25 protein-coding genes and 2 riboswitches are annotated in these 21,880 nt (G+C 38.5%); of the genes, 4 read left to right on the forward strand and 21 right to left on the reverse strand.

Features of this window, described 5'->3' with window-relative positions:
* Nucleotides 1–8: 8 nt before the first annotated feature.
* From cobK to AUF14_RS07550, 13 genes are read right to left on the reverse strand one after another with little or no spacing between them, the layout of a single operon-like run.
* The gene (gene cobK / locus AUF14_RS07490) at nt 9–752 is read right to left on the reverse strand and encodes a precorrin-6A reductase (RefSeq protein ID WP_049219746.1); all 744 of its coding nucleotides are present in this window, start codon (nt 750–752) and stop codon (nt 9–11) included.
* On the reverse strand, nt 749–1,474 hold the full coding sequence (cobJ, locus tag AUF14_RS07495) for a precorrin-3B C(17)-methyltransferase (RefSeq protein WP_016179903.1): 726 nt from the start codon (nt 1,472–1,474) through the stop codon (nt 749–751). The genes cobK and cobJ overlap by 4 nt, the downstream gene beginning before the upstream one ends.
* A complete protein-coding gene (locus AUF14_RS07500) occupies nt 1,453–2,511 on the reverse strand; it encodes a cobalt-precorrin 5A hydrolase (protein ID WP_049219748.1) in 1,059 nt (352 codons plus the stop codon). Before AUF14_RS07500 ends, cobJ begins: the two co-directional genes overlap by 22 nt.
* A complete protein-coding gene (locus tag AUF14_RS07505; protein ID WP_016179901.1) occupies nt 2,504–3,271 on the reverse strand; it encodes a cobalt-precorrin-4 methyltransferase in 768 nt (255 codons plus the stop codon). Before AUF14_RS07505 ends, AUF14_RS07500 begins: the two co-directional genes overlap by 8 nt.
* 4 nt (nt 3,272–3,275) lie before the next feature.
* Complete coding sequence (locus AUF14_RS07510; protein WP_016179900.1) at nt 3,276–3,830, reverse strand: decarboxylating cobalt-precorrin-6B (C(15))-methyltransferase; 555 nt, start codon at nt 3,828–3,830, stop codon at nt 3,276–3,278.
* Nucleotides 3,820–4,431 carry a cobalt-precorrin-7 (C(5))-methyltransferase gene (locus tag AUF14_RS07515; RefSeq protein WP_049219750.1) on the reverse strand — a complete coding sequence of 204 codons (612 nt, stop codon included), beginning with the start codon at nt 4,429–4,431 and terminating at the stop codon, nt 3,820–3,822. The genes AUF14_RS07510 and AUF14_RS07515 overlap by 11 nt, the downstream gene beginning before the upstream one ends.
* Complete coding sequence (gene cbiD, locus AUF14_RS07520; RefSeq protein ID WP_016179898.1) at nt 4,428–5,549, reverse strand: cobalt-precorrin-5B (C(1))-methyltransferase CbiD; 1,122 nt, start codon at nt 5,547–5,549, stop codon at nt 4,428–4,430. The genes AUF14_RS07515 and cbiD overlap by 4 nt, the downstream gene beginning before the upstream one ends.
* Nucleotides 5,549–6,199 (reverse strand): cobalt-precorrin-8 methylmutase, encoded by a 651-nt coding sequence (locus tag AUF14_RS07525; protein WP_102865975.1) that lies wholly within the window; start codon nt 6,197–6,199, stop codon nt 5,549–5,551. Before AUF14_RS07525 ends, cbiD begins: the two co-directional genes overlap by 1 nt.
* 15 nt (nt 6,200–6,214) lie before the next feature.
* Entirely contained in the window at nt 6,215–7,171 is a 957-nt protein-coding gene (gene cbiB, locus AUF14_RS07530; protein ID WP_049219754.1) for an adenosylcobinamide-phosphate synthase CbiB, read from the reverse strand.
* Nucleotides 7,168–8,523 (reverse strand): cobyrinate a,c-diamide synthase, encoded by a 1,356-nt coding sequence (locus AUF14_RS07535; RefSeq protein ID WP_049219756.1) that lies wholly within the window; start codon nt 8,521–8,523, stop codon nt 7,168–7,170. Before AUF14_RS07535 ends, cbiB begins: the two co-directional genes overlap by 4 nt.
* Complete coding sequence (locus AUF14_RS07540; RefSeq protein ID WP_102865976.1) at nt 8,414–9,403, reverse strand: GHMP family kinase ATP-binding protein; 990 nt, start codon at nt 9,401–9,403, stop codon at nt 8,414–8,416. The genes AUF14_RS07535 and AUF14_RS07540 overlap by 110 nt, the downstream gene beginning before the upstream one ends.
* Nucleotides 9,394–10,464 carry a threonine-phosphate decarboxylase CobD gene (gene cobD / locus AUF14_RS07545; RefSeq protein ID WP_049219760.1) on the reverse strand — a complete coding sequence of 357 codons (1,071 nt, stop codon included), beginning with the start codon at nt 10,462–10,464 and terminating at the stop codon, nt 9,394–9,396. The genes AUF14_RS07540 and cobD overlap by 10 nt, the downstream gene beginning before the upstream one ends.
* 21 nt (nt 10,465–10,485) lie before the next feature.
* On the reverse strand, nt 10,486–10,986 hold the full coding sequence (locus AUF14_RS07550; protein ID WP_016179892.1) for an ECF transporter S component: 501 nt from the start codon (nt 10,984–10,986) through the stop codon (nt 10,486–10,488).
* A gap of 319 nt (nt 10,987–11,305) precedes the next feature.
* A riboswitch (cobalamin riboswitch) is annotated at nt 11,306–11,475 on the reverse strand.
* 569 nt (nt 11,476–12,044) lie between these two features.
* Here AUF14_RS07550 and AUF14_RS07560 point away from each other — a divergent pair.
* Complete coding sequence (locus AUF14_RS07560) at nt 12,045–13,556, forward strand: amino acid permease (RefSeq protein WP_049220798.1); 1,512 nt, start codon at nt 12,045–12,047, stop codon at nt 13,554–13,556.
* Between the two features lie 25 nt (nt 13,557–13,581).
* Entirely contained in the window at nt 13,582–14,034 is a 453-nt protein-coding gene (locus AUF14_RS07565; protein ID WP_049220800.1) for a precorrin-2 dehydrogenase/sirohydrochlorin ferrochelatase family protein, read from the forward strand.
* Between the two features lie 66 nt (nt 14,035–14,100).
* Here AUF14_RS07565 and AUF14_RS07570 read toward each other — a convergent pair whose 3' ends face one another.
* The 5 genes from AUF14_RS07570 to AUF14_RS07590 all read right to left on the reverse strand — a co-directional run bounded on the left by AUF14_RS07570 (nt 14,101) and on the right by AUF14_RS07590 (nt 18,867).
* Complete coding sequence (locus AUF14_RS07570) at nt 14,101–14,673, reverse strand: TetR/AcrR family transcriptional regulator (protein WP_049220802.1); 573 nt, start codon at nt 14,671–14,673, stop codon at nt 14,101–14,103.
* Nucleotides 14,674–14,684: 11 nt separating this feature from the next.
* Nucleotides 14,685–15,185, reverse strand: coding sequence for an acetolactate synthase small subunit (gene ilvN, locus AUF14_RS07575; RefSeq protein ID WP_048717980.1), 501 nt, complete (start codon nt 15,183–15,185; stop codon nt 14,685–14,687).
* Nucleotides 15,172–16,857 carry a biosynthetic-type acetolactate synthase large subunit gene (gene ilvB / locus AUF14_RS07580; protein ID WP_049220805.1) on the reverse strand — a complete coding sequence of 562 codons (1,686 nt, stop codon included), beginning with the start codon at nt 16,855–16,857 and terminating at the stop codon, nt 15,172–15,174. The genes ilvN and ilvB overlap by 14 nt, the downstream gene beginning before the upstream one ends.
* A 114-nt stretch (nt 16,858–16,971) precedes the next feature.
* The gene (gene tenA, locus AUF14_RS07585; protein WP_102865978.1) at nt 16,972–17,628 is read right to left on the reverse strand and encodes a thiaminase II; all 657 of its coding nucleotides are present in this window, start codon (nt 17,626–17,628) and stop codon (nt 16,972–16,974) included.
* 176 nt (nt 17,629–17,804) lie between these two features.
* Nucleotides 17,805–17,896, reverse strand: a riboswitch (TPP riboswitch).
* Nucleotides 17,897–17,958: 62 nt separating this feature from the next.
* Nucleotides 17,959–18,867 (reverse strand): DUF2268 domain-containing protein, encoded by a 909-nt coding sequence (locus AUF14_RS07590; protein WP_049220807.1) that lies wholly within the window; start codon nt 18,865–18,867, stop codon nt 17,959–17,961.
* 144 nt (nt 18,868–19,011) lie between these two features.
* On the opposite strand from AUF14_RS07590, the gene AUF14_RS07595 reads away from it, so the two are divergent.
* Nucleotides 19,012–19,740, forward strand: a complete 729-nt coding sequence (locus tag AUF14_RS07595; RefSeq protein ID WP_049220808.1) for a DUF2087 domain-containing protein — start codon at nt 19,012–19,014, stop codon at nt 19,738–19,740.
* Nucleotides 19,741–19,763: 23 nt separating this feature from the next.
* Nucleotides 19,764–20,201, forward strand: coding sequence for a VOC family protein (locus AUF14_RS07600; RefSeq protein ID WP_049220810.1), 438 nt, complete (start codon nt 19,764–19,766; stop codon nt 20,199–20,201).
* 29 nt (nt 20,202–20,230) lie between these two features.
* On the opposite strand, the gene AUF14_RS07605 is transcribed toward AUF14_RS07600, so the two are convergent.
* The 3 genes from AUF14_RS07605 to AUF14_RS07615 form a co-directional block, all read right to left on the reverse strand.
* On the reverse strand, nt 20,231–21,097 hold the full coding sequence (locus tag AUF14_RS07605; RefSeq protein WP_049220812.1) for an arginase family protein: 867 nt from the start codon (nt 21,095–21,097) through the stop codon (nt 20,231–20,233).
* A 122-nt stretch (nt 21,098–21,219) separates the two neighbouring features.
* Nucleotides 21,220–21,438, reverse strand: coding sequence for a hypothetical protein (locus tag AUF14_RS07610; protein WP_048720531.1), 219 nt, complete (start codon nt 21,436–21,438; stop codon nt 21,220–21,222).
* Nucleotides 21,419–21,694: a hypothetical protein gene (locus AUF14_RS07615; RefSeq protein WP_185937930.1), complete on the reverse strand. Its 276-nt coding sequence runs from the start codon at nt 21,692–21,694 to the stop codon at nt 21,419–21,421. The genes AUF14_RS07610 and AUF14_RS07615 overlap by 20 nt, the downstream gene beginning before the upstream one ends.
* Between the last annotated feature and the right edge of the window lie 186 nt (nt 21,695–21,880).

Consider the following 21,880-nt stretch of genomic DNA (forward strand, 5'->3'; position numbering starts at 1 on the left):
GTTAATAATTAGTTCTTCTTACTTGTCTCAATTAGTCTTTCAATAGAAGAAAACTTTTCAGGATAGTCTAATTGCTCGCGTTGAATGACAATACACGGAATATTTAGCTCTCTACAGGCTTCAGTCTTCTCGAAAAAACCACCCGCATGACCGCTTTCTTTAGTAATCATTACCCCAGCCTGATTATGGATCAAAAGCTCGCGATTTAGTTCCTTTGAAAAAGGACCTTTAAGTGCTTCGACATTCCCTGTTGATATTTCCAGCTTTTCAACTACTTTTAACACCTCAACTGTTGGCAACACTCTGGCAACAATTCGTTCCTTAGGCAGATACTCTAAAAAATCTGCTAACGTCTTACTTCCAGTGGTTAAATATATCTTTCCTGAATAATTTAAAGCCTGTTCACAAGCAACTTTTATTGATTGGACCGTGATCATCTCATCAGTAATCAGTGAAGGACGTTCAAATCGAAGATAATTAGTTCCAAGCTGAGTACAAGCCGTCATGGCGTTTTTTGAAACCTCTATCGCATAAGGATGGGTCGCGTCAATCAATTGAGTGATTTGATGTTTCTTCATGAATTCGATCATTTCTCTTGTACTTAGACGTCCCTTAACCACATTGCTTGTTACTGCTGTAGCCAAATTCTCTCCGTAATCCGATACAACAGATAAATAAAAAGCTAAATTCGCTTTATTTAACTCCTGCGCAATTTTTAAACTATCAGAGGTTCCTCCAAGTAATAGAATCATAATTGATAACCTCGAGGAGTAATCATTCGGCCATCCGATAGATAGGTTTCTTTATTTCCAACTAATACAACCGTCGTCATATCTACTAAAGTTTCATCAATATCACCTATTGAAGTAAAAATTGCCTGTTCTTTTTTGCGACCTACATCTTTAGCCAATCCGATGATCGTATCTTTTGATTTATATTGTTGAATAATTGCTAATGCCTTAGCTAAATGATTTGGTCTGCCTTTGCTTCGCGGGTTATATAGACAGATTACAAAATCAGCGCTGGCTGCTGCATGAAGACGTTTTTCGATCATTGTCCATGGTGTCATTAAGTCACTCAAGCTAATGTGACAAAAATCATTCATTAGCGGAGCACCCAACAAAGCCGCGCCAGCAATACTGGCAGTAATTCCAGGAATCACTTTGACTGCAAGCTCTTCATCCATTTGACTGACAAGTTCTAAGATCAGGCCTGCCATCCCATAAACGCCTGCATCGCCACTAGAAATGACAGCGACATCCTTACCTGTTTTAGCTATTTCAATCGCTTTTTTACAGCGATCAATTTCTTGTTTCATTCCTGTACTGACAATTTCTTTTTCACCAACTAGCTCTTTGATTAAACGAACATAGGTCGTATAACCAACAATCACTTCCACCTTTTTAATAACTTCAATCGCTTCAAGTGACATCTTTTCCTTCTCACCTGGACCTAATCCCACAACGTATAACATGTGTCGTTTTCATCCTTTCCCAATGCAAAGGTGACTCCCTTATTGGCGTAGCGCTCAGTCACCACTTTTCCATTACTGGCTAAGTCAGCCGCGGCCAAACAAACACTTCCTACTCCTGTTACTTTTTTAACAAAAGCTGACTGCGGATATTTCTCTGAAACAGTTAATAATTCTGCTGCTGAATAGGTTTCAAAGGGAATTTCCAGCCATTCAGCTAATTGGCAGATTCCAGCTTCTTGTTGCTTAATATCGATACTAACGATTTTCTTAATGCTGCGAAAATGGATATTTACTGATTGACAAAAAGCAAGGTATTCTTCTTTGATGATTGAAAAATCAATTCCTTTTTTTGCCCCAATCCCTAATACATACCGTCTTGGCACAATTTGGATTATTTTTTCAGACTCCAGCTCTTCTCTTTTGTCAGAAATAAGCAATACCGCTTCATAAGAATTAAATGAATCTCCTTCTTTGAGCAAAGAAAGTCCTCGAAGATCCCTCACCCAATTTCCCCGCTGGATCAAACCAACTGCTTGATGCTCTGCTAAGAGTCGATTGACTCTCTTAGTTGCCTCTTTGAAATCTGCATACCAGCCATTCAGCTCTTTACTCAACAAATCAAGAGCCGTCACATTTTGTACATCCGTTGCAGTGGTAATCACCGGACAGCTGTTTAATTTCGCTGCGATTTCTAGCGTCAGTTGATTGCCGCCGCCAATATGACCGGATAAAAGACTGATCGTGTGCCGGCCTTTTTCGTCTATTACAACAATCGCTGGATCGTTTCGTTTGTCCTCCAATACTCCTGCAATACTGCGTACTACGATTCCAGTGGCCATGATGCAAATAAGCGCGTCATATTGCTTGAATAATACCTGAATCCCTGTGCTAAATTTCCCTGTCGGAAAAGGCAGTACTTCTTCATCCAAATTGTCTTCTGATACAAAGATTGGGATTTCCTGATCCCATTTACCTCGGAGTTCTTTGGCTAATTGGATACCTGTTGACGTCAAGGCTAAAATCGCTGCTTTATTCATTACGCTTCACATCACGGTATTCATGTTTAAAAGAGGCATCATACAATTTGGAGTAGTAAAACTCATTTCCTAAAAACTCCCCAACCATGATTAAAGCTGTCTTTGTAATATCCTCTGCTTCGATTTGGTCTGCGATTTTTTCTAATGTACTAATGATTTTCTTTTCTTCAGGCCAAGTAGCTTTATAAATAACCGCTACGGGTGTTGTAGGCTGATAACCTCCTGCTAATAATTCTTCGACTACTTGCTTGATACCTTGTATAGAAAGAAAAATGACCATTGACGTTTGATGTTGGGCAAAAGAGCGTAGACTTTCCTTATCTGGTACCGGAGTTCTTCCAGCCATACGAGTAATAATCACACTCTGAGAAATTTCTGGAACAGTATACTCCACGCCTAAGCTAGAGGCTGCGCCTAAAAAGGAGCTAACACCAGGTGTACAGGTAAATTCGATCTTGCGTTTTTTTAGCTCTTCAATTTGTTCACGAATTGAACCGTAGATAGAGAAATCACCTGTCTGTAATCGAATAACTTCCTTATTTTCTCGAACACCGTGCTCCATTTCATCAATGATTTCGGTTAGATTCATTGAGGCACTATTAAATATCTTGCATTCCTTTTTACAGTAATTTAGCAGTTCAGGGTTCACAAGTGAGCCTGCATAAATAACAACATCTGCTGATTTTAACAACTTATAGCCTTTAAACGTAATCAGTTCAGGATCACCAGGTCCTGCACCGACAAAATGAACCTTTGTCATATACTTAATCCTCTTTTCTCGTCTCAATAATGATTACTGGGTTTTGTGGTTTAAAATAGTGCCCTTGCCCTAGTTTGGTGAACTGACTAACGTGCATTTGAATCGTCTGGAAGGAGTGATGATTCGTTTCCAGCCATTCCATTGCACGAAGAGCATTTTCTAATAAAATGAAATTTAATACTAAACGACCGTCAGGCTTCAGCAGCTGGAAGCTCCAAGCAAGTATTTCAGCCATGTTTCCACCCGTTCCGCCAACAAAAATTGCATCAAATTTATCCTCTAATTCAATCGGTGCTTTGCCAAGAATACTGTGGATATTCGTTAACTGAAACTTTGCTAGATTTTGCTTCAAAACAGCTACAGCGGTTTGATTTGAATCAATTGTTGTCACTTCTAAATTTGGATGTAGCAATGCCGCTTCGATCGCAATACTGCCTGTTCCTGTGCCAATATCTAAAAACTTATCTGCTTTAGCTAACTGCAGCTTTGCTATACTGACCGTTCGGACTTCTTCTTTGGTCATGGGAACATTACCGCGAATAAAACTACTATCTTTCATTGATTATCACCACTGCATTCATTTGATAGTCTTCATTGGGAACCTCAGAAGCTTTATAACGCCTTATTTTCTCATCAGAGTAGCTGAGATTTTCACCTATATAAAAAATTGAATCATTGCCGAGTTTTAGTGCTTCTTGTGCCAGTTGATAAGGACCTGTTCTTTTGTCTGTTACTATCCCGACCTTTGGCAGCTTGAAAATAAGAGAAAAGTTCGGAGATTTCCCATGACTACTAGTGATAAAACAATCCTCCATCGGAATATTTAGTCGATTGAATAAATACTGAAGGGAACTAATCCCCGGCAAAATCAGTAAATTTTCTCCTGAAAATCGTTTTAGGAGCCAGTTGCCAATGCCATAGGTCAATGGATCACCGGAAGCTAAAATTACTAGCTCATCCTTTTGATGATCGTTTAAAAAATCTTCCAGATCATCTAGTTTACGGGGAAGTAAATGAGTTTTGTGCTTCTTGTTTTTAGGAATAATCTCTAATTGACGCTGACTCCCGATAATCAAATCGGCTGCCTGAATAGCCGCTTGAGCTTTTCCAAATAAATAGTCTTGTGTCCCGCCTGGTCCGATACCTATAACAGTGATCATCGCCACTCCTCCTTTAGCTGCTCCAGAGGTTTTGTAGAAGCTAAGTATCCTCGTTGTGAAGAAAAAAGAACGGCTTCAATATTTGGCTCATGTTTCCGATATTTCAATAAATCTTCGGAACGTTTCTTAACTTTTTCTGCCAGCACTTGATAGACAGCTTCGTATCCTGCACTGGCAATAATCTCTCCAGCAGCCTCAGTCGTTAAACATCTTTCGATTTCTTGCAATTGGGGTACAGGCATACCTAGTAGGGCTAGATTTGCGATCAAGATTTCCGTTCGTGCATCTGCATCTTTACTGTGAGTTGAAAAAATTCCTGCAGAAACTTTAATCAATTTGCCTAAGTGCCCAACCATCAGAACCTTTTCAAATTCCAAGCGCTGAACTTCTTTTAAGACATAGCCGACAAAATTACTCATTGAAACGATATTCTCGCCATTGAGCTTCATTGTATTTAGAACAAACTCCTCACCATAGTTTCCTGGACACAGAATGACTGAAGAATATCCTTGGCTTTTCTTCATTTCTAGTTCCAATGAGATGGACTGCTTCCAGCCATCCTCAGACATAGGTGTGACAATACCGGTTGTTCCTAAAATGGAGATGCCGCCCACTATACCTAAGCGTCGATTCATTGTTTGCTTAGCAATTACTTCTCCTTCAGGAGCAAAAATAGTCACCTTTACTCCCTGATTCAGACCGATGATTTTGCGAACGGAAGCTTCAATCATTTTTCTTGGAACAGGATTAATTGCGGCCTGACCCACAGGATTTTGTAACCCTACTTCTGTTACTCGACCGATGCCGATTCCACCATCAATTAGAATTTGATTTCCATCAATTTTAACGACCTTTGCACCAATTAACATCCCATCTGTCGCATCCACATCATCACCGCCATCTTTTACAACAAAAGCTTGGCTACCATCTTCGGTAGCTTCAATCGAAGCGATTGGAATAGTTAGATTTTTTTTATCGGGTAATTCAATGCAAATCTCCTCTGTGGCTTCCTCTTCAAAAAGAAATGCTGCCGCAGCGGTCGCAGCTGCAGTTGCGCAGGAACCTGTTGTATACCCTTTTCGCAGCTTTTTCCCATTATAGAAAACGAACTCTTCCATCAGTTTTTCCTTTCAATCAATTGATATAACATGGCATTGATAATCGCCGCAGCAACATTACTGCCGCCTTTGCGACCCCTGGCAATGATTGCTGGGAGATCACTTTCAAACAATGCTTCTTTTGATTCTGCAGCTCCAACAAAACCAACAGGAGCACCAATAACAGCAACCGTATTTAATTCTCCTTGTTTATGTAGCTCCAGTAATTTAAAAATTGCCGTTGGCGCATTTCCAATAACAAATAATTTTGGGCCAGAAATTGTTGCTGCTCGCTCTATTCCTGCCATCGAACGAGTCATTCCCTTTGCCTTTGCTTGTTCAGCCACTTCTGGATCGGCAATATAGCATTCATAACGAATACCTAATTTATCTAAGAGACGTTTGTTAATACCGCTAAGTGCCATAGTTGTATCTGTAAAAATTGTGCCATCTCCTCCCAAGAAAAATTTCTCTAACTCCGAAATAACATCATTAGAAAAGACGAGATTTTTCAAATAATCAAAATCGGCGCTTGTATGAATCACCCGTTTAATAATTTTTTCTTCCTTCGTTGATGAGACAATATAGTCAGGAAATTCTTGATCAATGATTCCTTGAATGATTTTGAAGCTTTCTGTTTCAATTAATTGAGGATTTCTTATATAGTCCACGCTTTTTTCTCCTTCTTATAAAAAGTACTTTTTGATGATGATTGCAGTAACACTAAATACAGTTACGCTCAAAATCGCTGTTGTATACAAAAGTTTATTAGCAGTTAATATATCCTTTGGCTTCGCTGAACGAAGTGAGACTCCGATTGTCGGTTTATAAATTTCCACACCATGATAAAGATGCGTGCCGCCAAGTTGGATTCCTAGTGCACCTGCGACCACTGCTTCGGGATAGCCGCTATTCGGACTTTTATGATTACGACAATCAGCTTTTCCAACTTTCCAAGCGTTTGAAGTATTTAAGCGCAGTATTTTAGTTGCTCCTAGTAAATAGAACCAAGTCAAACGAGCAGGGATAAAATTCCAAATATCATCCATTTTTGCGGAAAACCAGCCGATTGCGCGATATTTTGGTGTCACATACCCCACCATTGAATCCAGCGTGTTGACAGCCTTATACATCATAGCCAAAGTTGGTCCTCCGAGAAATAGACAGAGTAATGGAGCGATGACACCATCACTGGTATTTTCAGCGATTGTTTCAATGGTTGCTTTGATAATTTCGTCTTTTGTTAGTTCTTTGGTATCTCTTCCGACAATCATTGCAACCTGTTTACGAGCATTATCGAGACTGTCATTGACTAACTTCTGATAAACTTTTTTACCTTCTAGCGATAAACTTCTGGTTGCTAACGTTGTATAAGACAGATAAATGTAACAGACGATGCCAATAACAGGATGAATTAGAAAACTAAGTTTTAAAAGGATAAAAGTTACCAATCCTGATCCAAAAACAGTTACCAACCACAATAGAATCCCCAAACGATAGTTTTCCTGATCACTTTTTGTCTGGGTGAACCTCTCCTGAAACCAAGCGATAAAATTGCCAATCAGCTTAATTGGATGCGGCCAGCTGTAAGGGTCACCAATCAATAAATCTAAAATGAAAGCAACAATAATCCAGTAGATCATCTGCTATTCCTCACTTTCTCCAGCAGATTCTGAAGAAAATCTTCACTTTGATAAAAATGAAGGTGAAGATAACTGCCAAACGTATTCTTTTTCTGATAACCGCCAGTCCATCTCTTCACGACTTCTCCATCGCGTTCCTTTCGCATTTCAAGAACTGTTGGTTCATTACTTTGAAAAATTGAATGATGAAATTCGTGCCCTACTACTGTTGTTCCTTTTTCCCCAAGCAAAGTCTCTTGATTCAGGTCCCCATAGCAGTAGCCAAATTTCTGAAGACCTGATGTCATCTGACTAACTCCTTCAAAAATACCTACCATCGGATAGTTCTTCTCATCTTTATTAAAGGCAGTACCTAGGTACATTAACCCGCCACATTCAGCTAGTATAAAGGCGCTTTGCTCGTGTTTTTTCTTGATATTGCTGCGCATTGATTGATTTGTTGAAAGCTCCAGAGCAAATTCTTCTGGATAACCGCCACCAAAATAATACAAATCCGCCTCTGGAAGATGGTCATCCTTCATTGGGCTAAAGGTGAGCAGCTCCACGCCATGCGTCCTCAGCAAATCAAGATTGTCTTGATAATAAAAATGGAATGCTTCATCTAGAGCATATGCAACCTTGATTTTCGGAAATTGCGGATAATACGGCGGTGTATATCGGATTTTCTCATTCGGAAGCCGCTCTAATAACTGATCAAGCTCAAAGGTCGCTTCTAAGGATTCTGCTACCTGCTGAATTTTTTCTGTCACATCGTTGATTTCTCGATCAGGGACCAATCCTAACTGTCTAGAAGGCAGCTCTACTCCTTTTTCTCGCTTCAAATATCCGAAAACAGGAACATCGGTGTACAATTCCACTGCTTTTTTAATCAATTGATAGTGTGTGTCAGAGGCAACTTTATTAATAATGACTCCACAAATGTTTAGTTTCGGATCAAAATCGACGAATCCCTTAACCACTGCCGCCACAGATGTTGAGGCTGATTGCCCATTCACTACCAGCAATACGGAACAATCCAACTGCTTTGCAATTCCTGCACTGGAGCAAAAATCCTTGTCTACCCCTAACCCGTCAAAAAGCCCCATTACTCCTTCAATTACACAAATGTCTGCATTTCCCGCTTCTTTTTCGAAAAGTGTTTTCATTCGTGCATTATCTTGAACTAGAAACATGTCCAAATTCCGTGAAGGGTTTCCGGTAATTCGCGTGTGGTATTCGGTATCGACGTAATCAGGACCGACCTTATAGGGTTGAACTCGATACCCGCGATTTTGCAAAAGTTTCATTAAACCAAGCGTTATCGTTGTCTTTCCTGAGCCGCTGGAAACAGCCGCGATCATTAGCTTCTTCATTCATTTTCCTCGCTTCTATCAATTCTACTCCTCGGTAGCAGCTTTGATGAACACTGACCTTGGAATACCAACGTGACACATTGGATTTCTTTATCACCTCTAGAACTGCTGGAATATCTTCTGGTTTTTCAATCATGATTCCAACTACTGAGCCACTATGTGCAACGTTGACTCCTAACCATTGATGGTACTGTCTAAGCTTCATTAAATCTGAGAAATAGGGTTTAGCTAAAACTTCCTGATTCAATAGCGCGCTCTGTGTGGCTGCCTCTCCGAGCATTTGCAACGATTTTTCTCTCACTGCACCTACATAACACTGATAAACTTCTGTAAAGAGTGCTCGTTGTTGAAAAAATAGGCGCTCGTTCTCTTGTGAATGAAAAATTTCGGTTTGTAAGGTTTCTTCCGGCTCCAAAACAACCACGTAAAACTGAGGAGCCCATCCGCTACTCTTTCTTACTGACCCATTTTTCTGCTCAAACAATGTGAGTGTCGGAAAAAGGATACTGTCTGTACGTTCAATTGCCAAACAAATGTCGATAATTTCATCTCTGGTAATTTTTCTTCCATAGTAAGCAGCCGTTGCTTGGCAAGCTGCGGCAATATCCGCCGTACTACTAGCCATCCCTTTAGCTATCGGTAGTTCTGAATTGATCACGAAAGATAGCTTTTCTCTTTTAGCATTCGGTATTCTTAAGTGATCCAGCGTTTTATTGATCGCTTTCTCGATTTTTGGTTTAGCTCCTTTAGAAGCAATTCCCGTTTGAAGCGTCACTTTAGAAAACCGATCAATTCCATAACTAACTAGTTTTTGCGAATCACCGAGCCAGCCTTGAATTAATTCTCCGCATGAACCGGTACAAGAAGCAGTCACTCGCATAAAATCGCCTCCAATGCATCAAGTAAGGATTTGTTATCAACTCTTGATTTAACTGCAATTCGATAATATTTTTGAGACAAGCCATGAAAGCTATTACAATTTCGAATCAGAATATTTTTTTGGATCAATTTTTCTTGTAGACAACCCGAACCCTGATACCGCAAGAAAATAAAATTCGTCTGACTAGAAAACGTTTCTAGCTCCTTAAATTGAGCCAACCCCTTTTCTAAAAACCTTCGTTCCTCTGCGATATAGCGCTGACTATCCTTAATAAATCTTGTTTCCTTCAATGCTTGCTGTCCGGCAATATCTGCAAAGGTATTAATGTGCCAAGGCACAGTTTTCGCTTCAATTTGAGCTAGAACAGCGCGATTACTACTTAGCAAGTAGCCTAAACGCAAACCTGGAATCGCAAACATTTTTGTCAACGATCGAAAGATGTAGAGGTTTTCATTAGTGCTGATTGAAGAAACAAGCGAATATTCCTCCCTTGTAAAATCTACAAATGCCTCATCGATAATTAAGGCTATCTCTTCTCTCTGACAAAATAGAGCTAATTCCTCAAGTTCAGATTGCTTCAGCATTTGACCAGTTGGATTATTTGGGTTACAGAGGCAGATGCCATCCACTTGTTGCTCCTTCGCTGATTGTATCAATTCTGCAATTGTCCATTGAAAATTGCGTTGCTCCAAATTAAAATAGCTAAATTCAGTCTTTTGTTGACTAAAAGCTGCTTCATACTCCATGAAAGTCGGTGCAAGCAATAATAATCTTTTCAGCATAAGCGTTCTTCCCAACATAAAAATCGCTTCTGCAGCCCCATTGGCTGGATAGACAAATTCTGCTGAAATCTCATGAAAATCAGCGATTGACTGGATTAGTGCATGGTATCGAATATCAGGATAATGAACTAGCTCCGCAATGCCCTTCGTTAGTGTTGCTTTGACTCCTTGGGGAATACCTAAGGGGTTGATATTTGCACTAAAATCAATTAACTCTTTCTTATCTATCTGATATAATTCACTGATTTCTTGAATATTTCCTCCATGCTTCACTGCCATAATAACGACTCCGCTTCTTGATTATTTTAGAAAGATTGCTTCTTTATATTTTTGTGGAATTCCTAGAATCACAATCTCAGATAGAGTTAAATTCACGACTGTCGCCAAGGTCAGGGGGACGAAAAGCATGAAAACAACCGGCCCCATCAATGGATAAAGCAATAGCAAATCCAATGGTACATTGATTACGTAAGCCACCAGCATCGAAATTATCGAAGCTGCGACCTTATTTCTTTGCAACTTTTTGCGCGTCCAGCTATAAAAGAACATACAGGCCGCCATCAATACAGCAATAATCAGATGAATTGGCAAAGTATTAGGAAACCCTGACAGTAACGCTGAGATCATGTGTCCGAAAAATCCTAAAAATGCTCCTGCGGCAGGGCCAAGAATGATTGCACCAATAAATGCGGGAAAAGAGTCTAATGCGATTGAACCAAGGATTTTAATGTTTGCCCCAATCACACATAGCGCCAGCAGAATTGCTAATGTTGCCAATTTCTTTGTTGAATACTTCATCATGTTTCACTCCTTATTCGTTTTAATGTATTAATTTTTCAAGTAAAATTAGTTCGATTCGAATGTCGTATATCATTCAACTAAAGTTCTTGAGCTTCAATTTGATTCTTATTGCTTAATATCCTTCTGTTTTAAGTAACCTGCGAAAAGTTGAACTGACATCCTTATTCGTTTTGATATACTATTTGTTTTCTCAGTAAATTCTGATTGATAACCAAAAAAAATAAACGCAGCGAGTCCAGAAAAGATGGTCTCGCCGCGTTTTTTATTTGTATAAATACACCAAATAATACCGTTAGCAAAATAATCTTCCCAATCCAATTATTTTTTAATCCCTGAACAAGGTATCCTGACTTTGCATCCATTTACTATCTCGCCTTCCCGAAAAGTGGCTTGTGAGAGTTCATCCGCATATACAGTAGAAAGGGGCTGTTGAGGATTTTCACCTCATTCCCTTGATCAGTTATTAAGTATTCAATTTTTCTTTATTATAGCAAACGTTTCTCCTTATTCTTGGCTTTTTTCCATAACTCAGCCACATTGTGCTATTTTGAAAAAGGTAAGAGCAAAATATTACTATATTTAAAACTGATTGACGATTTAAAAAAATGATGATCGAAATATGTACTATCCTCACGGAACCAAGCAATCGTCATCATCATTCGCTCTAGAATGTAGAAGAGAACTGTGTCCTTCAATAATCTTGATATGTATTCTAAAAAGATAGTCTTCAGAATCTTATTTCCCTGCTCAAACGATATAAAATACTGCTATTTTCAGATTTAACTACTGGTTAAAGGTTTTTCTTGAATTTTAATAAAGCAATCAAAGGAAAGCTATTCAATCGCTGAAGTTCAGCCAAATTTTGTTATTTCGAACCTAAAACAAAGCAATATATTGTTATTATTTATTATTCGATTTGAAAAATCATTGATTTATCAATCTTTTCATTCATTTTTATCTACCGCTTTTTTGATGAAGTAATTCTTTTAAATCAAAATTCATCTTGTCTTTTTATTTAAAAGAAAATAAGATGGAGAAAAGACTTTAAGGAGCGGACGATGACTAAAAAACAATCTTCACAAAATCTGATTTTGATCATTACCACTACTGTATACTCATTTTCTAGTATGATCTCAGCATTTTTTATGCTGGGAAGTCAATCACTTATTTGGTTTTTTATTAGTGCCCTCTTTTATTTTATTCCCTACGCACTGATCGTAGCGCAGTATACCAAAAAGTACGCACATCGCTCAGGAGCGATCTATGACTGGTTAAAAGAGTCCCTTTCTCCTAAGGCAGCTTTCACAACTGTTTTTTTATGGTATAGCAGCTACTTCATTTGGATGATTAGTTTATTTATGAAGATTCTTATTCCAATTTCTATTCTGTTCTTCGGGCAAGATATAACTACGTCAATGAATTGGTTCGGTGTTTCTTCTCAAATATGGTTAGCGTTATTTTCTATATTGGCAGTAATAGGTATCACTTGGATGAACAAACGTGGCTTCCAAGTCATTTTCCGTTTTCTGCATATTAGCGGTTACGCTATGGTTGGTTTGTTAATCCTTTCGTTATCTGGTAATTTAATTTTGATTTTTAAGAATCCTGAACTAGTCTTAATAAATATCCATCATAGTTTGACTGTGCCAAGCTTTTTTCAAGAATCATCGAGCCGCCTGCTTTCACAGCTGCCTTTTTTCATTTTTTCGATCACCGCATTTGGGGGATTGGATACGATTGCGAGTCTTGCCGATAAAACCAAAAAAAGCCGCAGCAGATTTCCGCGAGCCGTGATTATCAGTTCGTTTGTTGTGTTATTTTTATATGTTAGCGGCATTATCATTTGGAGCTGTGCAAATAACATTGACGGCTTACGGGAGGCAACGTCTCTTCATTTGGGAAATCTAATGTATGGTGTCATGGAACAATTGGCCAAGACATTGGCTGTCAGTTTCAACCTGTCAGTTAGTCATACGCACTTATTGACTCAGATTTTTATTCGTTACACCGCCCTGACAATGGGGCTGGCATATTTGAGTCTTCTTAGCTCAATAAGCTATGGTCCATTGAAAAGTTTGATAAAGAGTACCCCTAAAGTTTTCTGGCCAAAATTTTCAGCACTGAATAGGAATCAAATGCCTGAAAATGCACTTTGGATCCAAGCCTTGCTGATTTCTTTATTCATTGGGCTGTTGTCATTTAGTAATACTTTTTTATCAGATTTATTTAATCAATTAACCTACATGACGAATGTTTCACGAGCGATTCCATATTTTATTGTCGCAGCTAGTTTTCCTTTCTTTTTAAAGAAAAAAATCATCCAGAAACAGTCATTGATTATTAAAAATAATTACCTGAATTATTTTCTTTCCATAAGCGTTTGTGTCTGTATTTTTGTTGCAATTGCCTTTCAAATATATGAACCCTTAAAATTAGGAAATTATCTGAACTTTTCAACTTTGCTTTTAGGTCCAGTATTCTTTGGTGTTCTTTCCCACTTCATCTATTTTCGCTTTGAACAGAAAAAAGCTCTAGTGAATTTGTCTAAACAAAACAGCGAAAATCCGTAAAATCATTGACTAAGGAGTTACGCCTATGTACCCAATCTTAATTGATATCCAGCAGTTTTCTGTCCTAGTGATCGGCGGTGGAAGAATAGCCACTCGAAAAGTTTGCGGATTGATTGAAGCAGGTGTAAAACCCACGGTTATCGCGCCGAATTTTTCTGATACCTTACTAACAGCAAAGAAAAATGGAAAAGTTCTATTGCGGGAACGTTCCTTTCAATATGGTGATACTACTGGTTTTCAAGTCATTTTTATCTGTACAGATAATCCAGCAGTCAACCAAGCTGTTTTGAATGAAACGACACCGCGACAACTCGTAAATGATACAACCAATCAAAGCAATAGCAATTTTTTCAACATGGCATGGATTAAAGAAAAGGATTTTGGGATTGCATTAACTACTAAAGGTGCCAATCCGCAAAAGACCAAGCTATTAAAAGAAAAAATTCGTTCATTTCTGAGTGGAGACTCGTTAGAATAAAAAAACGCCTGAATACAAACTGTCCGAACAATTGAGCAGCGTATTCAGGTGTTTTTTTATTCGTATTCAAATGAGGCCATTAATAAATTGATCAATGGCATCAGAAATAAAGATTTCCACTTCCTTTTCATACTGATCGCTGCTAGAGTAGGCGTGCAGGAAAGCAAAGCCTATCATACTAGAAAAAATAATTTCCGCTGATTTTTTCGGATCATGGATTTTGACTTGCTTTTTTGACTTCATTCTAATCAAATAATCCTCCAGCGTCTGAATAAAGGCTGTTGGAATTTTCTCAATATAAGGCATCGTTTCTTGATAAATTTCTTGTGCGCGAAGGCCTAAGGAAAACCGGACAATCTCTGGCGTAACCTGTGTGAGATACGCTTCCATCATCAAATGAAGATCGCTGGTTAGATCCCATTGAAATTGATCATAAATCTCCTTATTTACAGAAGGAATCCACTCGGCTTCTTTTAATGTTGTCAACAGTAGTTCTTTCTTACTGCCAAATTGCCGAAACAGCGTCACTTCGTTTACTTGCGCTTCTTTTGCAACATCTTTTGTTGTCATGTCACTGTAGCCTTTTTCAACGATTAGTTTTCTTGTAGCAGCCATGATATTGCTTCGCGTATTTTTCATACAGGAAATACTTACTCCTTTATTAGACTTGCGATCGCCACACTTCCTCCCCGAATCACTTCGATTTCTTGAGAAATGCTTTGTTGGAGATCGGTAATTAGTTGGTTATTTTGCGCGTCAGTATTGATACACTCGATCAGCATTTGATCTGTTGTTTGATCAATAATGATAAATCTGTTTGCCTGAGTCAATCCATTTAGATCGTTTTCGAGACTTTCATAATAAGGCAGCTTAACGTACATTACCTCTTTAGTGTGAATGGGAATGTCGGTGTAATCAATCACTTGGATCACTTCGATCATATTGCTTAATTGATGTTTAATTTGTTCAAAGGTTCGCTCATCGCTAAAAAGGCTGATAGTCATCCGAGAAATATCTTTGACCTCTGTCTCACCAACCGTTAAGCTATTTAAATTATACAATTTTCCGGAAAATAATCCAGAGACTCTTGCTAGTACGCCAACTTCGTTTTCAACGTAGACGCTTAACCATTTCTGTTTAATTGTCTGCATAAGTAATCATCTCCTTCAAACCTTGACCTGGTGGAACAATTGGTAGGACCTTTTGTTCTGTCTTAAGCATAAACTCCAAAATAAATGGTTGACTTTTAGCACCTTTTGCATGGATAAATGCGTGGTCAAGTTCTTCTTCATCAGTGATTCTAATACCGTCTACTCCATAGCTGCGGCCTAAAGCGATGAAATCTGGTAGATAAGACATGCCGTCCACCCTTAACTTCGTGTAAGAATAGCGTTTGTCATAGAACATTTCTTGCCATTGACGAACATTTCCTAAACTTTCATTGTTGAAAATGCAAATAATAATCGGAATTTTTTCTAACATCACTGTCGCAAGCTCTTGAAGGTTCATTTGAAAACCGCCATCACCCGTAATTGTCAGGACATCCTTTTCCAGATTCCCTAATTTGGCCCCAATAGATGCTGGAAAACCGAAGCCCATCGTACCTAATCCACCTGAAGTCAGCAGTTGTCTTTCTTTTGTGATTTCAAGAAATTGGGTCGTCCATAACTGATTTTGTCCAACGTCGGTTACCACGATTGCATTTGAGAAATGTTCGTTGATTTTCTGAATGATTTTTTCTGGTGTTAAACCTACTTCTTTCATGTGAACAGGCGAAAGTAGATCCTTATTTTTGATTTCTTGTAGCCATTTCTCATGATTTTTCGAATACAGCATGTAAGTGATTTTTGGCAATATTTCTTTAATGTCTCCTACTAACCCAATTTGAGTGTCGACATTTTTATCAATGGTTGCTGGATCAATATCTACATGAATCAGCTTTGTGAAAGGACAAAACACTGCGGCATTTCCAGTCACACGATCATTCAAACGTGTCCCTAAAGCCAAAAGAACATCACTGTTTAAAATTGCCTGATTTGCTGCATAGCTGCCGTGAATACCTACATTACCAATATAATTTGGGTGATTACTAGGTAAAGACCCTTTTCCCATAATCGTACTAACAACTGGCAGATTGTACATTTCAATAAAGGCGGCTATTTCTTTATACGCTCTAGCGCGATGAACGCCACCTCCAAGCAGCAAGACAGGTTTCTTAGCGGTTTCGAGTATTTCAGCTGCGGTTTCTAGTTTTTCCAGTGGGATCATTTGCGTTTTCTGACCACCACGAATTGCTACTTCTTTTGGGTATTTTTCTGAACCGAGTTCTTGCTGAATATTTTTCGGTATATCAACGACTACAACTCCTGGTTTACCAGATTGCGCAATAACAAATGCTTTCTTCAGAATTTTTCCTAAATCCTCTCGATTCCTGACTGTTACGGCATATTTAGCAATTGAGCGACAGATTCCCACCATATCTACTTCTTGAAAAGCGTCCTTCCCAATCAGCTGTGTTGAAACCTGTCCTGTGATACAAACCAGCGGAGAGGAATCGTAGCCCGCCGTAGCAATCCCTGTTATCAGATTTGTTGCTCCTGGACCACTAGTAACTAGACAAACACCGACTTTTCCAGTGGATCGCGCATACCCATCTGCGGCATGAATCAATCCTTGCTCATGTCTAGGCAAAATAACGCGAAATTCCTTTCTCTGATAAAGCGCATCAAACAAATCAATCGCCTGTCCTCCCGGATAAGCAAAACATACGTCAACCTTCTCATCAATTAATGCTTTAACAACCAATTCAGCTCCCGAAATCATTTTACATACCTCCTAATAATGCAAGTGTTAACTTGCATTTTAACATATAAACTATGCGATTTGTAAATTGTTTCAAAAAAAAGACCGTCCACAATCGAACGATCTCTTGATGCATTACCATTTTTCTAATTTAACAGCCATTTCCCAAAAGGCGTATTCCATTTTACTACTGATCACGAAGGCGTCGATCATTTGCTGCTGTTCTTTGATTGAACTTTCTTGATATAGACGATCTAAGAGCGCACACTCTTTTTTTATCCCTTCAGCAGCGGCCTCACCAGCATAGGTCTCAATCCAGCGCTGATACAAAGGATTAGGAGAGCCCGTGTCAATCAAACGAACACCGATTTCTTGATACAGCCAGGCACATGGAAGCATCCCTGCAAAAGCAGTATTTGGTGTACCGTCAATCAACTGTCGATACATATGCGAAACGTAATGATAAGCTGTAGGTGCAATCGGTGTAGTCAAAATCTCATGCTCAGTAATCCTTAATTCTGAAAAGAACTCCTTGCGAATTGCCATTTCACCTAGCTTAAGATTTTCAGCATTTTCTTGCAACTGCTCCTGCGCTTCCCAATCGTTTGTTTGTTCCGCAATTAAATGATAAAGCTTGCTAAAATGTTCAAGATAATAGCGATCCTGAAGTAAATAATAGCGAAAAATTTCTGGAGCCAAATTTCCATCTGCCAATGCCGTGATAAATGGATGCTCAAAGCTTCCTTCCCAAAATGATGCTGCTTCTTGACGCGCAATTTTTGTAAAATTCATTCTCTATCTCCTCTTATTAACTTTTTTAGTACGCCCACTTGATACGACTCTTCCAACGTCTCCTAGTCACAACATAAAAAAACCTCCTTTATTCTCATAAGAATGAAAAGGAGGCTCTCTGCACAAAACACGCATACTGAAGAAAACCCGACCGCAAAAAAACGGTCGGGTGCAAAATTCTAAACATCACACATTCCCTGCGCCAGTACTAACTGTTTCAGGTTCAATGGGTATAATCTCAGCTTCAAAAGCACCCCTAGTGTCATTCAATTAATAAAAGTATAGCATACTCTTTTTAGAAAAACGATTGCTATTTAAAACTTCTCGTGTCTAATCAAAAATTCTTGATTCCTGAACAAGAATTCGACTGGGTGTCAAAGTCGCTTCAGCTATTGTTTTTTCAGTATTTTTCAAATAATTCTTTATGAGATGATAACCAATTGTATATCCAGCGTTTCTTGAGAGTCCTACAGGTTGATACCCCTGCTCACGGGCAACTTCATCCCCATACATATACGCAGAAACCTGATCAAAGCCGCGAGCATTACGTCCACCCTTCATTACTTCGATCGTATAGTCCAATTCTTCCTGGTCGTAATCTTGTACCCATGGTCCACGATGTTCGATGCCATAAAGCGTTTCGGCAAAAACCTCCGCTAAGCCTTCAATCACTAAATAATCTTCGACACTCACATCTCCATGATTAAAGGGCTCATAGGTAAACCGAATATTATGATTAAACTCATGTGCCAAAGCAGATTTTAGTCGTGTGCGATTGAATTCATTCGGAACAACGATTAACAAAATGTACCCAGGTATCCCGCCAAATCCGCTATACCCTTCACTTGCCATCAAGACGCTGTTTTCCGGATCACCGAGCAAGATATTTACATTAAACTCTTCGACCGGTATTTGATAGCCAATGTCAGTGAAAAGCTGTGCGCTTTTTTCTATAACTTGACGACATTCTCCGAAAATATTCGTGTCTTTTAAAGGGTTTACCTTAGTTTCAATCAGCTCTCTACGTTTTCGCGGCGTCCAGATGCCCATCATCTCTGATGCCATCAAAACATCATAGCCTCCCGAAGTTTTTGGCATGAGGGGAACACTTAAATACCGCCACATTTCCTCGAAAGGTTGCATCAACTCATAGCGGAAAGTATTTTCATCCTTCTGACCCTGCAGACACGCTTCATAATAAGACAAAGTATCAATTATTTTTACACTAAAATTATTCATTATGGTAACCTCCTTGGTTTTATCATAATCGTTGACGTTACGTGAAGGTCAAGCACTTATATATATATATAACTTTAACAATTATTGCAATCGTATTTGCAAACGATAAATAAATATGTTAGCATTTAACCAGGAGGAGTTATTATGAAGAGTGATTTAACCATCAAAGAAATAAAAAAAGGCTATTCAAAAAAAGGCGACTTTCTTTTCCAATGCTTGTATTGTGATCAAACCTTTGATGATCGCTTCGTCTACCCGCTTAATGAAGGCAACAGCCAACTAGCCCGAGCAGAAGGCGCAATGATTTATCATATAAAACATGAACACCACGGCCCTTTTGACGCGTTGCTCAATCTTGATAAAAATCAAACAGGTTTAAGTGACACGCAGAAAACCTTTCTGACGCTGTTTAATAAAGACATTGATGATCAGGAAATAGCCGAACAGCTGAATATTACAACTTCTGCCGTAAGGAATCATCGCTTCAAATTTAAAGAAAAGAAACGGCAGGCCAAAATTTTGTTAGCCTTATTGGAATCCATTGAAGAAAAAGATCAGGGAAATTTTATAGCGAATTCCATCATTGATTCTGATGAACGATTCATTTCCACAGAAAAGGAAAGAGAAAAAGTTTTTAAAACTTTTCTCGACAAAAATGGAAAAGCCAATCAAATTCCCAAAAAAGAAAAAAAGCGAATTATTCTCATTCAAAAACTCGCAGAAAATTTTACTTCTGAAAAACAATATAGCGAAAAAGAAATCAATGAGATCATTTCGATGATGTTCGAAGATTATGTTACGATTAGACGATATCTCATAGAATACGGAATTTTAGGCCGAACTGTTGATGGCAGGACTTATTGGAAACTATAGCTTTTTTGAAGGGAGAGTTAAGAATGGTATTACCTATGAAAGTGGATCATCTCCAAGTTACGGTAAAGGATATTGATACGGCTGAAGTATTTTATGATGGGTTGATGGAGGCTTTGGGCTTTGATTTGAATAAAAAAATCAACGTCTATTTAGAAGATTTGGATATGAATGTTATCGAATATCTTGATCAATCCTATGATTTTGGTATCTGTTCACCTCTTACAGAGTATCAAGAGGAAACAATCCATAGACGAAAACCCGGAGCGGTTCATCATATCGCCTTCCAAGCTCCTTCTAGAAATGAAGTCAATCGAATCTATCAAAAGGTACTTGAACTTGGTGCTGAGATTTTAGATGAGCCACAAATTTTTCCGCAACATGGACCAAATTATTATGCTCTTTTTTTTAACGATCCAGATGGAATCAAGTACGAGATCGTGAATAATGATGATCATGTTTAAAAAAGTCAGCGAATCCACGCTGACTTTTTTCATTCTTTAAATATCTCTACGTTCTCTAAAGTTTTGCGTAAATTGATCGCATCCCAAGGTAAATATTCACCGATACTAAACCCTACGATTTCAGCTCTTTCAGAAACATCCCTAATGATCCGGGCAATTTGTTCGAGTGTCATTGTTCCAATCGGGGCAAGAAATTTTTCTACATCCAAGTATAGTTTACCAGGATTAATCGACCGGTAGTCCAGAGGAGACAATACATCTAAATCAAAATGAATCGCCAAGTGCTTCAATTGATTTTGATTCATCCAATTAATGATTGCATAACTATCCTCCACCAATTTATCTGGTGTGAGATAATTCATCTTCAAATCATCGACTTGGTGGTCGCACGGACGCAGTTCTTCATATTTTAGCCCCGCGAGCATAACCTGCTCGACTGTGAAGGGGTGGCGAATTTTTTCGGCAAACTGTGGTGCTCCGTGACCTAAAAGATTCCCCAGTACATGCATGTGCCCTTTGTGACTGTCATTAATGGTTGACATATCGGAATGCGCATCCAACCAAAGAATTCCCAGCGAGTTAGAATATTTTCCATGTAAGTAATCGAAGGGAGCTTGAGAAATGGAACAATCCCCACCCAAAGTAATGACTTTTTCAGGTTGCTTTTCCGTTAGAACCTTCGAAGCCTCTGACAGCTGTTTTAATAAACTATTCCCGCCAATTACACCATTTTCAAGCAGTAATTCTTTTGAGGTATTTTCGTCAACTGTGATTTGAATTGTCTCTGCTTTATTGCTTTGCGGAACAATATGTCTCAACAATTCAGAACCAAAAAGATAATTTGGATTATTTCCTCCCTGCCATTGAGGAAATACTAATCGGAGCGTTTTGCTCATAAAATTTGCCTCCTTCAATTCCGTTTTCTTCACACCTTTACCCGATACGGATTTATTCCCTTAAGTATTCAAGCCTTCTGCTATGAGAAGCAATTGCTCTTGAAAAGAAAAAAGAATCGGGACTAACAATCAAGTCCCAATTCTTCATGTACATACAAAGACATTTCTTCATTCTGATCAATCAAACGGTAGAAGTATTTAAGTTGTTCCTCTTCTCTTGCCGCAACAAATGCTTCAGGCAAATCCATGCATTTTTGAATGGCAAAAATCCAGATATCTGCAATAAATTCATCACACATCTTTTGATGAATGAGGCTTAAATTAAAAGTATTCACTGGCATATTCTTCCACCTCCTGTTTTTCTTGCTCTGACCGAAAGACAATGACTAATCCTTTAGAATCCGCCGATAATACCATTTCTATTCCTGTTACTTCACTGCTGCGTGCCAAAACATGATAATATAACTGATCCACACTCCAGCCTTTTGCGGCTAATGTAACCATATCCAAACACAATTTATCTACTTTTAATTCTACTTCTGGTGTTGCATACACCATCATGGGTGCATAGCAACAGATATTTTTTAATCGATCCATCACAATCATCCCCTCTTAAGTATAACAAAAAAAGGCTTTCAAAAAGTGACAAATCCATCCAATATCTTTTAAAAAATGAAAGAATATTCACTAAGACTATTTAAACTTGTGGCCTTAAAAAATAAACAATCTGAACGTTTTTTTAAGTTATAATCTGTGAACTGTTTTTTATCAAAGACTGAACCA

Source organism: Enterococcus avium, from assembly GCF_002891025.1.
GTDB classification, from domain to species: domain Bacteria; phylum Bacillota; class Bacilli; order Lactobacillales; family Enterococcaceae; genus Enterococcus_A; species Enterococcus_A avium.

Coding starts and splice junctions, on each gene's coding strand:
- cobK (WP_049219746.1), bottom strand. CDS start 752: ATGATTCTATTACTTGGAGGAACCTCTGATAGTTTAAAAATTGCGCAG.
- cobJ (WP_016179903.1), bottom strand. CDS start 1,474: ATGTTATACGTTGTGGGATTAGGTCCAGGTGAGAAGGAAAAGATGTCA.
- AUF14_RS07500 (WP_049219748.1), bottom strand. CDS start 2,511: ATGAATAAAGCAGCGATTTTAGCCTTGACGTCAACAGGTATCCAATTA.
- AUF14_RS07505 (WP_016179901.1), bottom strand. CDS start 3,271: ATGACAAAGGTTCATTTTGTCGGTGCAGGACCTGGTGATCCTGAACTG.
- AUF14_RS07510 (WP_016179900.1), bottom strand. CDS start 3,830: ATGAAAGATAGTAGTTTTATTCGCGGTAATGTTCCCATGACCAAAGAA.
- AUF14_RS07515 (WP_049219750.1), bottom strand. CDS start 4,431: ATGATCACTGTTATAGGTATCGGACCAGGCGGGACACAAGACTATTTA.
- cbiD (WP_016179898.1), bottom strand. CDS start 5,549: ATGGAAGAGTTCGTTTTCTATAATGGGAAAAAGCTGCGAAAAGGGTAT.
- cbiB (WP_049219754.1), bottom strand. CDS start 7,171: ATGATCTACTGGATTATTGTTGCTTTCATTTTAGATTTATTGATTGGT.
- AUF14_RS07535 (WP_049219756.1), bottom strand. CDS start 8,523: ATGAAGAAGCTAATGATCGCGGCTGTTTCCAGCGGCTCAGGAAAGACA.
- AUF14_RS07540 (WP_102865976.1), bottom strand. CDS start 9,403: ATGCGAGTGACTGCTTCTTGTACCGGTTCATGCGGAGAATTAATTCAA.
- cobD (WP_049219760.1), bottom strand. CDS start 10,464: ATGGCAGTGAAGCATGGAGGAAATATTCAAGAAATCAGTGAATTATAT.
- AUF14_RS07550 (WP_016179892.1), bottom strand. CDS start 10,986: ATGATGAAGTATTCAACAAAGAAATTGGCAACATTAGCAATTCTGCTG.
- AUF14_RS07560 (WP_049220798.1), top strand. CDS start 12,045: ATGACTAAAAAACAATCTTCACAAAATCTGATTTTGATCATTACCACT.
- AUF14_RS07565 (WP_049220800.1), top strand. CDS start 13,582: ATGTACCCAATCTTAATTGATATCCAGCAGTTTTCTGTCCTAGTGATC.
- AUF14_RS07570 (WP_049220802.1), bottom strand. CDS start 14,673: ATGAAAAATACGCGAAGCAATATCATGGCTGCTACAAGAAAACTAATC.
- ilvN (WP_048717980.1), bottom strand. CDS start 15,185: ATGCAGACAATTAAACAGAAATGGTTAAGCGTCTACGTTGAAAACGAA.
- ilvB (WP_049220805.1), bottom strand. CDS start 16,857: ATGATTTCGGGAGCTGAATTGGTTGTTAAAGCATTAATTGATGAGAAG.
- tenA (WP_102865978.1), bottom strand. CDS start 17,628: ATGAATTTTACAAAAATTGCGCGTCAAGAAGCAGCATCATTTTGGGAA.
- AUF14_RS07590 (WP_049220807.1), bottom strand. CDS start 18,867: ATGAATAATTTTAGTGTAAAAATAATTGATACTTTGTCTTATTATGAA.
- AUF14_RS07595 (WP_049220808.1), top strand. CDS start 19,012: ATGAAGAGTGATTTAACCATCAAAGAAATAAAAAAAGGCTATTCAAAA.
- AUF14_RS07600 (WP_049220810.1), top strand. CDS start 19,764: ATGGTATTACCTATGAAAGTGGATCATCTCCAAGTTACGGTAAAGGAT.
- AUF14_RS07605 (WP_049220812.1), bottom strand. CDS start 21,097: ATGAGCAAAACGCTCCGATTAGTATTTCCTCAATGGCAGGGAGGAAAT.
- AUF14_RS07610 (WP_048720531.1), bottom strand. CDS start 21,438: ATGCCAGTGAATACTTTTAATTTAAGCCTCATTCATCAAAAGATGTGT.
- AUF14_RS07615 (WP_185937930.1), bottom strand. CDS start 21,694: ATGGATCGATTAAAAAATATCTGTTGCTATGCACCCATGATGGTGTAT.